Origin of the sequence: Gemmata obscuriglobus (assembly GCF_008065095.1) — a bacterium.
GTDB lineage: Bacteria > Planctomycetota > Planctomycetia > Gemmatales > Gemmataceae > Gemmata > Gemmata obscuriglobus.
Window position 1 is genome coordinate 7,247,732 of record NZ_CP042911.1, and the last position, 13,799, is coordinate 7,261,530.

13 protein-coding genes are annotated in these 13,799 nt (G+C 67.4%); all 13 read right to left on the reverse strand.

Features of this window, described 5'->3' with window-relative positions; translation table 11 throughout:
- Nucleotides 1–2: 2 nt before the first annotated feature.
- A complete protein-coding gene (cyoE, locus tag GobsT_RS29895) occupies nucleotides 3–971 on the reverse strand; it encodes a heme o synthase (RefSeq protein WP_010041518.1) in 969 nt (322 codons plus the stop codon).
- A gap of 83 nt (nucleotides 972–1,054) precedes the next feature.
- Nucleotides 1,055–2,182, reverse strand: coding sequence for a COX15/CtaA family protein (locus GobsT_RS29900; protein ID WP_010041515.1), 1,128 nt, complete (start codon nucleotides 2,180–2,182; stop codon nucleotides 1,055–1,057).
- 63 nt (nucleotides 2,183–2,245) lie between these two features.
- Nucleotides 2,246–3,421, reverse strand: a complete 1,176-nt coding sequence (locus GobsT_RS29905) for a c-type cytochrome (protein ID WP_010041514.1) — start codon at nucleotides 3,419–3,421, stop codon at nucleotides 2,246–2,248.
- 21 nt (nucleotides 3,422–3,442) lie between these two features.
- Nucleotides 3,443–3,784, reverse strand: a complete 342-nt coding sequence (locus GobsT_RS29910; RefSeq protein ID WP_010041513.1) for a cytochrome C oxidase subunit IV family protein — start codon at nucleotides 3,782–3,784, stop codon at nucleotides 3,443–3,445.
- Nucleotides 3,785–3,911: 127 nt separating this feature from the next.
- Nucleotides 3,912–4,718, reverse strand: a complete 807-nt coding sequence (locus GobsT_RS38275; protein ID WP_162542122.1) for a cytochrome c oxidase subunit 3 — start codon at nucleotides 4,716–4,718, stop codon at nucleotides 3,912–3,914.
- Complete coding sequence (locus GobsT_RS29920) at nucleotides 4,708–6,468, reverse strand: cytochrome c oxidase subunit I (protein ID WP_010041509.1); 1,761 nt, start codon at nucleotides 6,466–6,468, stop codon at nucleotides 4,708–4,710. Before GobsT_RS29920 ends, GobsT_RS38275 begins: the two co-directional genes overlap by 11 nt.
- Nucleotides 6,469–7,563, reverse strand: coding sequence for a cytochrome c oxidase subunit II (coxB, locus tag GobsT_RS29925; RefSeq protein ID WP_010041506.1), 1,095 nt, complete (start codon nucleotides 7,561–7,563; stop codon nucleotides 6,469–6,471).
- Nucleotides 7,560–8,708, reverse strand: a complete 1,149-nt coding sequence (locus tag GobsT_RS29930) for an SCO family protein (protein ID WP_010041500.1) — start codon at nucleotides 8,706–8,708, stop codon at nucleotides 7,560–7,562. Before GobsT_RS29930 ends, coxB begins: the two co-directional genes overlap by 4 nt.
- A complete protein-coding gene (locus tag GobsT_RS29935) occupies nucleotides 8,705–9,460 on the reverse strand; it encodes a hypothetical protein (protein ID WP_010041498.1) in 756 nt (251 codons plus the stop codon). Before GobsT_RS29935 ends, GobsT_RS29930 begins: the two co-directional genes overlap by 4 nt.
- Nucleotides 9,450–10,910 (reverse strand): hypothetical protein, encoded by a 1,461-nt coding sequence (locus GobsT_RS29940; protein ID WP_010041496.1) that lies wholly within the window; start codon nucleotides 10,908–10,910, stop codon nucleotides 9,450–9,452. Before GobsT_RS29940 ends, GobsT_RS29935 begins: the two co-directional genes overlap by 11 nt.
- Complete coding sequence (locus tag GobsT_RS29945) at nucleotides 10,907–11,635, reverse strand: c-type cytochrome (protein WP_029600958.1); 729 nt, start codon at nucleotides 11,633–11,635, stop codon at nucleotides 10,907–10,909. The genes GobsT_RS29940 and GobsT_RS29945 overlap by 4 nt, the downstream gene beginning before the upstream one ends.
- Before the next feature lie 128 nt (nucleotides 11,636–11,763).
- Complete coding sequence (locus tag GobsT_RS29950; RefSeq protein ID WP_010041491.1) at nucleotides 11,764–12,363, reverse strand: DUF3341 domain-containing protein; 600 nt, start codon at nucleotides 12,361–12,363, stop codon at nucleotides 11,764–11,766.
- Nucleotides 12,360–13,799, reverse strand: coding sequence for an NrfD/PsrC family molybdoenzyme membrane anchor subunit (gene nrfD, locus GobsT_RS29955; RefSeq protein WP_232068430.1), 1,440 nt, complete (start codon nucleotides 13,797–13,799; stop codon nucleotides 12,360–12,362). The genes GobsT_RS29950 and nrfD overlap by 4 nt, the downstream gene beginning before the upstream one ends.

The following is a 13,799-nucleotide window of genomic DNA, read 5'->3' on the forward strand; positions in this document are numbered from 1 at the left end:
ATTCACCTCACCAGGAGGACATCGATCATGAGCAGCGCGAACACGCCCGGGAGGTAGAACAGCGACGAGAGCAGCACCCTACGGGCCTTGCGGTCGGTGCGGTCGAGGGCGAACTCGACGGTCCGGCGGAGGAACGAGAGGGCGAACAGAACCGCGCCCACGCCGAACAGCCAACCGCCCAGCCCGGCGAGCGGGACCAGCACCGCCAGCGGGAGCAGCGCGGCGGCCGTAACGACCATCGCGAACGCCGTCAGTTTGCCCGTCGGGTCGGACCCGGGGAGCATCTTCAGCCCGCCGGCGGCGTAGTCCGCGCGGTACATCCAGGCGATCGCGAGGAAGTGCGGGAGTTGCCACAGGAACAGGATCGCGAACAGCGCCGCCGCCCCTTCCCACTCGGCCCCGCCGCTCCAGCCCTGCGCGGCGTACCACCCGATCACGGGCGGCAGCGCACCGGGAACAGCGCCCACGACCGTGTTCCACACGGTCCACGTCTTCATCGGTGTGTAGACGAACGCGTAAGCGATGAACGTGAGAGCCGCCGCGACGGTCGCCGCAGCGCCCGCAGTTGCCGCGAGGTACGCCAGCCCCGCGCCCGCGAGCCCGGCGCCGACCGCGGCCACTTCCTCGGGCGTCAGCCGCCCCGACGGGAGGGGCCGTTTCCGGGTGCGGCGCATCTTGGCGTCGATGCGCCGCTCGAAGAGCTGGTTCAGCGCGCTGCCGCCGGCCGCGACCAGGCCGGCGCCGATCAGCGTGTGGAGCAGCGTGCGCCACTCGGCGTTGCCGCCCGCGGCGAGCAGGTATCCGGCGCCGACGGTGAACAGCGCCATCACCGCGATTTTGGGCTTGGTCAGTTCGACGTAATCGGCGAGGCGTGATGGGGCGTGAGCTTTCGGCGCGGCGACACCGGCGCCCGCTCCGCTGCCGAGCGGGTTCAGCGTGTCGGCTTCGCCGGTCAACGTCACCTTCATCATCGCGCGTCTCCGCGGAAGTGTGTTTTGACCGATTCCGCTGTGCCGGGCGTGCGCATGCGCCGGGGCAACGAAATCGTGATAGTTCAATGTACAATTTCGCTCGTTCGCCGGCCGCCGAGCCGCAGCGCCAGAGCCAGCGCCGCGGCCCACACGCCGCTCCCCACGAGCGCGTGGAGCGTGCGAATCGCGCCACCCTCCGGCGTGACCGGGACCAACTCCGGCAGCATGTACGCGCCGAACTTGGCGAGCCAGGCTTCGATTCCGAGATACAGTTGTACCACCAGTAGCGCCGCCAGCACCCACGTTACGCCGCGAGCCCGTGTCAGGGCCGCCACATCAACCAGTACAGCCCGCAGCACCCACACCGCGAGGCCCGTCGCGAGGAACGCGGTCGCGAAGTGCAGCCGCTGCGACAGCGGCACCGGGTAGTGCCGCACCATGGCCCCGAACGCGACCTGCACGAACACAACGACCGCCAGCACCGAAGCCCACCGCCCGAGCCGGCGCGTACTCGTTCCGATCTCGGGAGTCTGGCGCGAGGTCAGCACCGCAACCGCCGTGAGCAGCCCCAACACCACCTGCGCGAAGATCCCGTGGAACGCGGCCAGGTCGGCGCCCACCAGTTCGTTGAGCTTCACCCGGAACCCGCCGAGCAGTCCCTGAATCATCACCGCGACAAGCGACAAACTCCCCAGTAAGCGAACGGACGCACCGGGGGTGCGTGCCAACAGGCCGAACACCGCGACAGCGACCATGTTTGCCGCGCCGATCGTCGCGACCGCGGCCGCACCGGCCGGGATCGTCACCTCCGCCGCCGGCGTGCTGTGCTGCGTCCGCAATCCGCGGTGGAACTCGCTGTAGCCCGCGATCAGCACGAACGCGCCGCCGAGTGCCCACCAGCGGGCCACCTTTCGCGGCTCGGTCCACCACAGCCCGCCGGTCAGCACGATCACGACGCCGCCGATGGTCCAGCCCGCGATCCGGTGCGAGTGCTCCAGGAAGAACGCGTAGTCCTTGCGGAACCGCTCTTTTTCGGCCTCGGTTGCGGTGTGGAACACGTACCACGGCTCAGTGGGCCAGACGGGGTCGGCCATGCCCGCGCCGAAGCTGGTAACGAGTTGCCCGATGGCGAGCAGGACGAGTGTGGCGAGCACCGCCAGCACCGCCCATACGTGTAACCACCGCGGAACGGGACGGATGAAATCGGTCATCGGTGAAACGCCTGGGAGCGCATTGAGCACACGGCCCGGCGGGGCGGCCCCGGGCGGTGATTCTTATTTCGGGTAGACGGTGCCGCGCACGTCCTCGGGCAGCTTGCCCGGGTACGGTAATGACCGCACGAGCCGCACCAGATCCCACACCTGCCGGTCGGTGTATTCCGGGTGCGCCGGCATCCCAACGGCCGGGACGCCGAACCGAACGCGGGCGAACACGTCCTCGGGCCGGGAACCGGCCTTCAGCGTCGTGTCGGTGAGGTTCGCCGGCTTGGCAACCGTGCCCCACACCTCGTATCGCAGAACCGGTTTGCGTCCGAACTCGCCGTGGCAGCTCACGCACGAATTGTCCGCCTTCGCGGTGAACAGCGCGAGCCCGCGCCGAACCGCCTCCTGATACTTCGGCGCGCCGGGTTCCCCGTCGTCCGGTTCGGCGGGCAGTGCCGCCGCCGCTTCGGCCTGCTCCCACTCTGCGAGCACGGTTTTGACGCGCGCCGCGTGATCGTCCGCACGCCCCTCCGCTAAAGCCCGGAGCCCCTCGAACTCGACCTGCCCGCGCACCGCGAGGTACGTAACGTATCCGGCCAACAGGTCCCGCTCGCCCTCATGAAGCCGGGCGAACGACGGCATCGGCGTGGCCGCGAGCCCGTCCGTGATCACGCGAACGAGATCGGCGCGGCGTGGCTTCCCGCTCGCGTTGCCCGTCACGAACTTGAAGACGCCTTGGCGGTAGTCTCGGGGGAACGGGATCGTCGCGCTGGATGTCCCTCGACCATCGCCCGCAAGGTTGTGACACTGCTGACACTTCGCACGGAACAGCTTGCCACCTTCGGCGAGGTGCGCGGCCGTCAGTTTGAGGCGGGCCACGGCTTCACCCTCGGCTACAACCGTCGGGGCCGCGGGCGTGCCGAACGTGGTCTTGAGGAACGCCTCGACCTTCGCCCGCTCGTCAGCCGGGAGCCCGACCGGGTCCGCGGTTTTGCCGCCCAACGAATCAAGAGCGGCGATCTCGTCGTTGCGACGATTCGGGTCGTTGACCGCCGCCGCGGGTTTGTCCGGCAGTTTCAGCACGAGCCGGTCGGCGCGCGAAGGGAACGTGAAGTTCGGTGGGTACTCGGGTTGTTTCCCGCAACCGGCGGTGAGGGCGATTAAAAGCACCGGGGCGAGGGCCGCCACGGGCAGCGCGGCACGTGCCGCGACCCGAAACCGCCCCCGCCCCGTGTGTCGAGCCGTCATCGGAATCCGGTCCTTCCGGCGTCAGCCGGTCACAACATACTGGCGGGTCATGTAGTCGCCCAGGAACAGGACGAACATGATCCCCATCCAGAACAGCGAGGACAGCGCGGTGAGGATCACCACCTTGTCGCCGTGCCGGAGGTGCATGAAGTAGTATGCCACCAGGCCGGCCTGGATGGTGCCGATCAGCAACTGCATCGGCAGCGTGAACTTGCCCGGCCCGATGCTGGTCGAGAGGCCGATGTTCGCGAGCGAGAGCGCCACCACGGCGGCGAAAACGGTCAGCAGGAGTCCGGTGCCGTCCGCGCTGGCGCGGATGCCGTGCGGGTCGCTCGGGTCGGCGGACGTGTTCGGGTGCGACATTGAAGAACCCCGGTCGGGATCGCGTGCGTGTTGTGAGGCGGAACAAGGCTCTGCGCGGTCCCGCTGCTGGGCGGCTTACGGAGGGGGGACTGCGCAGAGCCTTGTCCCCCCAATCGACATCGGAGCGTTAGTGGTGCGCCCCGGCGCCGGCCAGGTACAGCAGCGGCATCAGGAACAGCCAGATCGCGTCGACCAAGTGCCAGTAGAGGCTCACCACCTCGACGGTGCTGTAGTTCTCCGGCGGCACGGTCCCGCGCCACGCCTCCCACGCCACCCACAGGATGCACCCGATCCCGATGATGATGTGGATGCCGTGGATGCCCGTCATGATGTAGTAGAAGCACAGGAACAGTTGCACCTTGCCCGGGTCCAGCGCGCCGTGGCCCACGCCCTCGCGGTTGTGCAGGGCGAGTTGCGCCGCCCAGTGCTGGATCTCGGGGTGCTTGTTCGCGTGGTTGTCCTTTACGAACTTAGCGGCGTCCGCGTCGCTCAGCGGAGCGAGCTTGGTCACAGCCTTGTCGTACTCGACCCGGAACGGCGCCCCGGCGACGTAACGCTCCTCGAAGTCGTTGTTGTACTCGAACCCCTTCACCACCATGAACGCGGACGCCAGCGCCGCGGTGATGAGCAGGTTCCGGATCACCGCCGCGCGGTCGCCCAGCTTGGCCGAGCGGATCGCCAGCGTGATCGTCAAGCTGCTGGTGATCAGCAGCATGGTGTTCACGGTCGCGAAGGTCCGGTTCAGGTACGAGCTCGCGAACACGAACTCCGCCGGATAGTACATCCGGTAAACGGTGTACGCCGCGAACAGCCCGCCGAAGAACAGGATCTCCGTCGTCAGGAACATCCAGATCCCCAGCCGCTCGCACGCGTGCTGCTGGCCGAGATCCTCGAAGTGGTGCTTGAGCACCGGTGAGTGGGTGCTAGCCGACAACTTCGGTCTCCTTCTTCATGGGGCCTTCGGGCCCGGTGGTGCCGCTCCGATGCGCCGGATCGTCGATCGAGCCGGGAGGCTCCGGCAGCCCGCGCCCCATCTGGTCAACGCCGATCGCGTACTCGTACGGCCCGCACACCACGACCGGCGTGGCGTCGAAGTTGTGCACCGTCGGCGGGCTCTGCGTCTGCCACTCCAGCCCCGTGGCGCTCCACGGGTTCGCGCCGGCCTTCTTCCCGAAGAACAGCGACAGCGGCAGGTAGATCGCCGGCAGCAGGTACCCCAGGCCCAGGATGCTGGAGCCCGCGGTGGACATCACGTGGTAGAACTGGAACTCGGCCGGGTAGTTCGGGTACCGCCGCGGCATCCCGTGGTAGCCCATCACGAACTGCGGGATGAACGTGAGGAAGAACCCGACGATGATGATGATCGAGGCGACCCGGCTCCACCAGTCGGAGTACATCCGGCCGGTCATCTTCGGCCACCAGAAGTGGACCGCGGCCATGTACGCCAGCACCATCCCGCCCACCATCACGAAGTGGAAGTGGGCCACGACGAAGTAGGTGTCGTGCAGGTGGATGTCGGTGCCCAGCGTCGCCAGGAACAGGCCCGTGAGCCCGCCGATGGTGAACAGCACCAGGAACCCGATCGACAGCAGCATCGGCGCGTGGAACGTGATCGACCCGCGGTACAGGGTCGCCACCCAGTTGAACACCTTGATGGCCGACGGCACGGCCACGAGCATGCTGAGCAGGCTGAACAGCAGCGCCGCGTAGAAGCTGATCCCCGCGACGAACATGTGGTGCGCCCACAGCAGGAAGCCGACCACCGCGATGCCCATGCTGGACCACGCCACCGCGTGGTACCCGAAGATGTTCTTGCGGCTGAAGCAGGTGAGGATCTCGCTCACCACGCCCATCCCCGGCAGGATCATGATGTACACGGCCGGGTGGCTGTAGAACCAGAACAGGTGCTGGAACAGCAGCGGGTCGCCGCCGATGCTCGGGTCGAAGATCCCGATGCCCCAGGCCCGCTCGACCATGAGCAGCACCAGCGAGATCGCCACGACGGGCGTCGCGAGGAGCTGGATCAGGCTGGTCGCGTACAGCGACCACACGAACAGCGGCAGCCGGCCCCACGTCAGGCCGGGCGCCCGCATCTTGTGGACGGTCACCATGACGTTCAGCCCGGTCATGATCGAGCTGAAGCCCGAGATGAACGCGCCCATCACGCCGGGGATGACCACCGACTGCGCCGCGCGGGTGCTGTACGGCGGGTACAGGGTCCAGCCGGTGTCGATGCCGCCCGCGAGCACGGCCCACGCGGAGCACGTGGCCCCGATCATGAACACGTACCAGCTCGCGATGTTCAGCTTCGGGAACGCCAGGTCCTTCGCCCCGACCATGAGCGGGATGAAGAAGTTCCCCATCACCGCCGGCACGGCCGGGATGAGGAAGAAGAACAGCATCAGCACCCCGTGCGCGGTGAACGCCCGGTTGTAGGCGTCCTCGGTCATGATCGCCCCGGTCGGGGTGACCAGGTTCGCGCGGATCAGGGCCGCGAAGAACCCGCCGAGTGCGAAGAACACCGAGATCGAGATCAGGTACAGGATCCCGATCCGCTTGTGGTCGACGGTGAACAGCCACGACCAGATGGTGTGGGACACGTTCAGGTAGTTGACCGGCTGCTCCGCCGGCTCCGGCGGGACCGGGGCCGCGGCCGGCCCGCGGTGCGTTACGACGGTGCTCATTTACTTCTTCTCCGGCGAGGTCGTTCCGCGTTCGGTCGGCGTGGTCGGGGCCCCGACGGGCGGCGGGAACTGCTGGTTGTTCTTCGGCGTCTGGCCTCGGCCCAGCTTGCGAATGTACGCCACCAGGGCGTTCATCTCGTCGGCCGACACCTGGCTCTCGTCGTACGCCGGCATGATCTTCTCCCACCCCTCGACCTGCTTCAGGCGCGGGCGGCGGATCGACTCGATGATGTAGTGGTCGTCGGCGACCTCTTTGCCGCCCCCGGCGAGCGGGACGGTGCTGCCGTACAGCCCCTCCAGCACCGGCGCCCGGGCCTTGGCGTCGGCGCTGTGGCAGTTGATGCACTGGAGCTTGAGGAAGAGCTGCTGGCCCTGCTGGGCGAGCGACCCGTCCACCGGGTTGTCGGAGCCCTGCAGCGGCTCGTAGCCCTGCAAGAACTTCCGGTACTCGTCCTCCTGCACCACCGCGATCTTGCCGACCATCAGCGAGTGCCACGTGCCGCAATACTGGTCGCAGTAAATGTGGTACTCGCCGAGCTTGGTGGGCTGGTACCACACGCTCGTGTACCGGCCGGGCAGCACGTCCACCTTCGAGCGGAACGCGGGCACCCCGAAGTCGTGGATCACGTCCTCGGACGTCAGGGTCAGCTTCACCGGGCGGTTGATCGGCAGCACGAGCTTGCCGATCGAGTTGCGCTCGGCTTCGGTCATGTTGCGGGGGTTCCCGCCGATGATGACCCGCTGGCCGTTCGCGTACTGGGCCTTCCACATCCACTGCTTGCCGATGATGAACACCTCTTCGGCGTCGGCCGGCGCGTGGGTGTGGTGGTCGTACACCATCACGCCCCAGGCGTAGAAGGTGAGGAACACGAACAGCGGGATGATCGTCCAGGTCAGCTCGAGCCGGGTGGAGCCGAGGATGCGCGGCGTGGAGCCGGTCCCCTGCCCGCGGCGGTAGCGGACGCAGAAGTACGCGAGCGCGGCGTACACGCCGAGCCCCACCAGGCCCATCGTGATGGACATGTACCAGAACAGGAACTCGAACTGGTCCGCCAGCGTGGAGGCCCGCTCGGGAACTAACGGCAACAGGTTCATGCGGTCCCCTCGGGGGGCAGTGTGGGATTCGAGCCGCCCGGCGCTGCCGCGGCGAGCCGCGCCCGCGAGCGGTGCCAGGCGTACAGCGCGCCGCCCGCAACGACGTAGTACGGCACCAACAATTTCGGAGACAGTTTCAGGGCCGCGTCGGGCGACGCGACAATGAGCGCGACCAGCCCGAAGAACGGCATAACGATCAGGCCCAGTACGTAAGGCACGGCGTCGCGGAGGAACACGCCGAGCAGTTTCTCGCGGTTCAGCGCCAGGAACACCCCGCCGACGACCAGCACCAGCGTCACGATGCCGCCGAGCTGGACCACCCGCAGCACGTTCAGCGAGTACCCCTGGTGCAGCCGGTCGTACCGGTAGCACAGCATCAGCACCCGTTCGGCGAGGGACCCGCCCTTCCCGTCGGCCGCTTCGAGCAGCGACAGCCTCAGGGTGGTCGTCGGCTGGGTCGTCTTACCGTTCGGGCCGACCACCTCGGGGCCTTCAACCGGGTACTCTTTGTCGTAACCGATGCCGTAGAAGTACCGCGTCACCTTCCCCTCCGGGGACAGGATGATGAGCGCGCTGGGGTGGTTGTACTCCTTCAGCATCTTGTCGAACTCGAACCGATACCCGACGCCGTCGAGCAGCACCTGGACCGCGTCCTTGGTGCCGGTCAGGAACCGCCACCCGTTCGCGGCCCGTTCGTCGCCGTACTCGCCCACGTAGGCGGCCTTCTTCTCCGTCGCCAGCCCGCCGTGCTCCTTCGGGTCCATGCTCACCGTGACGACGTTGAACTGCTGACCGACGAGGTAGTTGTGCTTCTCCCGCATGTCGCGAAGAGCCTTTACCAGGCCGTTCAGCACTTCGCTGCACAGCATCGGGCACCGGTAGTAGACCGGCACCAGAATCGTGGGCTTGCCGCCGATGCACTCGCGCAGGGTGACCGGTTTGTCGCCCTCGTCGCGGAACGCGACCTCGAGCGGCACCTGGGCGCCGATCATTTCGTCGATCCGCGCCTCGTACTTGTTGCTCCGCGGCCGGTCGTGATCGGGCACGACGCCGTCGGGACCGGCCGCAGCCGGCACCGGCAGCACGCACACAACCGCGAGAGCCGCGAGTACGGCAACGGGCGAGAATCGCGAACCGCGAATCACGACTTGCCTCCCTTGGCGTCCTTGGGCGGGGCGGGCGCGTCCTTCTTCGGGGCCGCCACTTCGGGCAGCTTCGGCGACACCGCTTCGGCCTTGCCGAACCCGCGGCCCGCGTTCGCCCCGGTCACCGCGGTGACGGAAGCGTCCGCCGGGATCGGCGGGGCGGACGACTTGAACAGCGCCTTCAGGGCGTCGTCGCCGAGCGAGAGCGTCTTGTCGAGGCCGATGCGGTCCTTCCCGCTCACGAACAGTTCCGGGTGCTGGTCCTTGTTCGGGATCAGGTCTTCGGGGTGCAGTTCGGGCGAGTTACCCGCCTTCACACTCAGTTCGGGCCGCGTGATCGCGCGGGACTCGCCCTCGCGGAGCTTCAGCGGTTCGAGCCGCGGCTGATCGATTTCTTTACCGCGCCCGGTGCGGGCGAGCCGCTCGTTCAGCGGCGGCTTGTTCCGCGCCTGCGCCTGCGGGTGCGCCGCCGGGTCCACGCGGGCCGGCGCCAGGACCAGGAACACCGCGGTGGTGATGCCGAACGCCAGGACGAAGAAGAACACCACCAGCGCTGGGACGCTGAGCACCGTCTTCGCGTCGTACACGTCCTCTTCGTACCCGCGGACGATCACCTCGGCCGCGGGCGGACCGCTCGTGTCGTGGTCGTCGTGCGACGGCTGACCGGGCGCCTTCGGTGCGAGTACGTTCACGGGGTCGGCCCCGGGGTTCGGCGACGGGGTCGGGCCGCCGTGCAGCGGATCAGTGGCCATGTTCGTGTCCCTCCGGCAGCAGGAACGCCTGGTTGTCCGGGAAAATCGGCCGCTGCTTGAGCTGGTACACGAAGTACAGCAGCCACAGCCCGCCCACGCCCAGCACCGCGCCGACGTCCATCAGGAACGCCGGGGACTTGCTCTGCGGGGCGCTCGGGGCGATCCACCAGATCACGTCAATGCCACAGATCACCAGCAGGTACAGCGCCACGACCCGCAGGCGCTTCGGGTGCAGTTTGATGCCGCGGAACAGCAGCAGCAGGAACGGCAGCGCGAAGTGCAGCGCGATCAGCGCGGCCGACACGTACCACCAGAACGACCGGTCCCCGGACTCGTTCGACCGCTTCAGGTAGAACGGGATCTCTTCGGGCAGGTTCCCGATCCAGATCAGCATGAACTGGCTGAACGAGGTGTACGACCAGAACAGGGTGAACACCAGCATCAGCGTGGCCATGTCGAGCTGGAACTTCGGCCGCATGAACCCCTTGAACGGGGGCCGGTCGGCGATCAGCAGGAACAGCGCCAGGCAGAACGCGAACGTGGTGAGGAACGTGTTCACCGTGAAGATCACGGGGAACATGGTGCTCGACCAGCCCGGCTCGAGCGACATCACCCACATCGTGCACGCCGCGGTGTTGACGATCGCGTAGACCACCAGCCCGATCGAGGAGATGTTCTTGAGCTTCTCCAGGCCGGCGTCCACCTTGCTCGGGTCGGTCGCGTCGGAGGTCTCCTTGCCCCAGCGGTTGAGGAAGAAGATCAGAACGCCCCACACCGTGAAGCAGACGGCGCTGGTGATCATGAACCCGGGCACGGAGGTGAACCCGTAGATCCCCTCTTCGCGCTCTTTGCGCTCGGCCGCCTTCTGAACCTCGACCGCCTTCTGCAACATCCGCTTGCCGTAGGCCTCGGCCTTCTCGCGGTTCTTGTTGATCGTGTGGTCGTCAGCCTTGGCGTGGTCGTGACCGTCGTGCCCCGCGTCCGCGCCGTGGTCGTCGTGCGCGTGGGACGGGTTGGACCACCAGTACGGCGACAGCGGCGCCTCGTGCGTCGTGTGGTCCTTGAACGCGACCGCCGCGGCGATCGGCAGGAAGAACAGCACGAGGAGCGGGAGTGTCCGCGACGCGGCCTCCAGGGGCCGCGTCAGCAGCAGGCCCCACGATGTCTTCGCGACGTAGCGGATCATCAGCAGGGCCAGCGCGCCGATCGGCAGGCTGAGCCAGTAGGTGTACCCGGACAGGTACGCGACGAAGAACCGCGCCTTCGCGAATTGCTTCGCCTCAGCCCCTTCGGCGGCGCCGAGGTTGAGGAAGCCGATGATGGCGAACAGGGCCCAACCCACGACCGCGAGGATGACCCCGGTGCGGGTGTAGCCGGACCAGTTGGGCTGGTCCGTGTGCGCCGGCGCGGCGTGTCCGGTGCCGTGTGGGGCAGCGGGATGCGTGCTCACTTCTTTCCTCCCGCCTCGTCGACCAGCTTCTTAAGTTCGGGGGGCAGCTTCGCCGCCTCGGCGCTCTGGCTCAGTTGCAGCAGCCGGACGTAGGCGATGATCCGCCAGCGGTCCTTCGCGTCGATCTGCGCGGAGTAGCTCGGCATGCCGCCGTACCCCTTCGTGATGACCTCGAAGTAGTAGCCGACCGGGGCGTCCGTCATCGGCACCTCGTGGCCCCACAGCTTGTACCCGCGGGAGTACCCCAGCTTCTCGGCCGGGTTCTTCAGCTTCACCTCGTCCGCCGTCACCTCTTTGGTGTGGAACGAGGTCGGCGTGAGGTACCCGCGCTCCCAGATCTTGCCCTGACCGTTCCCGTACGGGCCGTGGCACACCGCGCAGAAGATGGTGTACCGCTCCTGGCCGCGTTTCAGGTCCGCGTGGGTCATCTGGAACGGGTACTCGTCTACGAACACCTTGGTGGCGTCGCCCGGGGCGATCCTCGGGGCGCCGAAGGCGCGGGTCTTGCGGTCCTCTTCGGAAACCGTCACCGCGTCCAGCTTCGCGATGGGGCGGCTGTACTCGTAGGCCCGCTTCCACTCGTCCTGGGTCAGTCCGGTCACGAGCGGGTCGCTCTCCAGGTACTGCCCGCGGTGGATCGTGTTGCGTTCGATGGGCCGGCTGGCCCGCTTGTCCGGGAAGAACTCGGTCTCTTCCAGCGGCCGGTAGTACGGCTGGTCGGACATCTTCTGCCGGCACCCGCCCGCCGCCGCAGCAGCGACGAAAAGGCAAAAGTAAAAAGTAAAAAGGCAAAACCGACGGCGGTTGCTCGTTTTGACTTTTGCCTTTTCACTTTCAACTTCGAATGACGCAGTCATTCCATCACCTCCTCGACCGACAGCGGGTGGAGGCCGTTAAAGAGCTCGCGGGCCTTGGCGGCGTCGAACTGCGGGTCCGTCGCCTCGATACACACGAAGAACCGGTCCCGCGAGGCCCGGTCGAACTTCGCGCTGTTGAACAGCGGGTGGTTGAACCGCGGCAGCCCGCACAGCGCCATCAGGCCGAAGAAGCCCGACAGCGCGGTGGTCAGCACCATCATCTCGAACGTGACCGGCACGAACGACGGCCACGAGAAGTACGGCCGGCCGGCGATGTTCAGCGAGTAGCCGTACGTGTTCGCCCAGTACTGCATGATGAAGCCCGCGCACGCACCGGTGAGCCCACCGATGAACATGATCGGCCCCATCTCGCTCTTGGGGAAGTTGAGCGCGTCCGCGGCCTCGCCGACCGGGTACGGGCTGTACGCGTCCACGTGCGTGTAGCCCGCCTTGGTCACCGCCGCCGTGGCGTGCGACATCTGGTCGGCGGTCTCGAACTCGGCCAGGACGCCCCACAGCACGGGCACGGTGGGGTCCGGGTGGTGATGCGCGGGGCCCGGATCGTGGGCCGCACCCGGGGTGACGGTCGTACTCACGGCGCGTTCTCCATGATCGAGTGGCCGCCGCCGCCGCCCTGCTTCTTGGGCAGGAGCTCGCGCATCTCGGTGATCGAGATCATCGGCAGGTATCGGAGGAACAAGAAGAACAGGAACAGGAACAGGCCCACGGAGCCGATCATGGTCGCGTAGTCCCAGACCGTCGGGGCGTACTGGCCCCACGCGCTCGGCAGGTACTCGCGGGTCAGCGTGATCACGATCACGTACCGCTCGAACCACATCCCGATGAGCACGCAGACGCAGTTGACCTCGAGCCAGAACGCGCTGCGGCGCACCCGCTTGGACCACAGCAGCGTCAGCGGGATCACGCAGTTGAACCCGATCAGGCACCAGTACGACCAGCCGTACCGGCCGAACACCCGCTCCAGGGTGGTGCCCCACTCGTAGAGGCTGTGGCCGTACCAGGCCATCCAGATCTCGGAGAAGTAGCCGTAGGTGACCAGGAACCCGGTCGCCAGCATCACCTTGCCGCAGATGTCCAGGTGGTGGTCGGTGAAGAAGTCCTCGAGCTTGTACCACTTGCGGACCGGGATGGCGATCGCCACCACCATCGCGAAGCCCGAGTAGATGGCCCCGGCGACGAAGAACGGCGGGAAGATCGTGGCGTGCCACAGCGGCACGATCGACACGGCGAAGTCGAAGGACACCACCGTGTGCACCGAGAGCACCAGCGGCGTGCTGATGCCGCCGAGGATCAGGTAGACCTTTTCGTACCGCCGCCAGTGGATGGCCGAGCCGCGCCAGCCGAGGGCCAGCAGGCCGTACACGACCCGCTGCCACCGCTTCTTGGCGTCGTCGCGGAGCGCCGCGAGGTCCGGCACCAGCCCGAGGTACCAGAACACCAGCGACACGGTGAAGTACGTGGTGACCGCGTACACGTCCCACGCCAGCGGGCTGCGGAACTGCGGGTACACGCCGGCCACGTTCGGGAACGGGTACATCCAGTAGGCGAACCACGGGCGGCCCATGTGGATCAGCGGGAACACGCCCGCGCACATGACCGCGAAGATGGTCATCGCCTCGGAGAACCGGTTGATGCTCGTGCGCCACTTCTGGTGCAGCAGCAGCAGCACGGCGGAGATCAGCGTGCCGGCGTGGCCGATGCCGATCCACCACACGAAGTTGACGATCGCGAAGCCCCAGGCGGTCGGGACGTTCAGGCCCCAGACCCCCGTGCCCCAGTAAAAGAGCCAGGCCACCGCGACGGCCAGGATCTGGAGCATCGCGAAGCCGGCCAGGAACCCGATCCACCAGCCCCGCGGGTGCTGGCCGTCGAGGACCACGCTGCCGATCGCGTTGCCGACCGAGACCAGCCCGTGCGGCTTCTGGTCGTACACGCTCTTGACGAGCGCGTGCATCTCGGGCTCGAGCGGCAACTCGGTCGAGCGCGCGGGAGGATGTTCCGCTGTCGCCAC

Excerpts from the sequence above, each read along its gene's own strand:
- cyoE (WP_010041518.1), bottom strand. The coding sequence starts at position 971 with ATGATGAAGGTGACGTTGACCGGCGAAGCCGACACGCTGAACCCGCTC.
- GobsT_RS29900 (WP_010041515.1), bottom strand. The coding sequence starts at position 2,182 with ATGACCGATTTCATCCGTCCCGTTCCGCGGTGGTTACACGTATGGGCG.
- GobsT_RS29905 (WP_010041514.1), bottom strand. The coding sequence starts at position 3,421 with ATGACGGCTCGACACACGGGGCGGGGGCGGTTTCGGGTCGCGGCACGT.
- GobsT_RS29910 (WP_010041513.1), bottom strand. The coding sequence starts at position 3,784 with ATGTCGCACCCGAACACGTCCGCCGACCCGAGCGACCCGCACGGCATC.
- GobsT_RS29920 (WP_010041509.1), bottom strand. The coding sequence starts at position 6,468 with ATGAGCACCGTCGTAACGCACCGCGGGCCGGCCGCGGCCCCGGTCCCG.
- coxB (WP_010041506.1), bottom strand. The coding sequence starts at position 7,563 with ATGAACCTGTTGCCGTTAGTTCCCGAGCGGGCCTCCACGCTGGCGGAC.
- GobsT_RS29935 (WP_010041498.1), bottom strand. The coding sequence starts at position 9,460 with ATGGCCACTGATCCGCTGCACGGCGGCCCGACCCCGTCGCCGAACCCC.
- GobsT_RS29945 (WP_029600958.1), bottom strand. The coding sequence starts at position 11,635 with ATGTCCGACCAGCCGTACTACCGGCCGCTGGAAGAGACCGAGTTCTTC.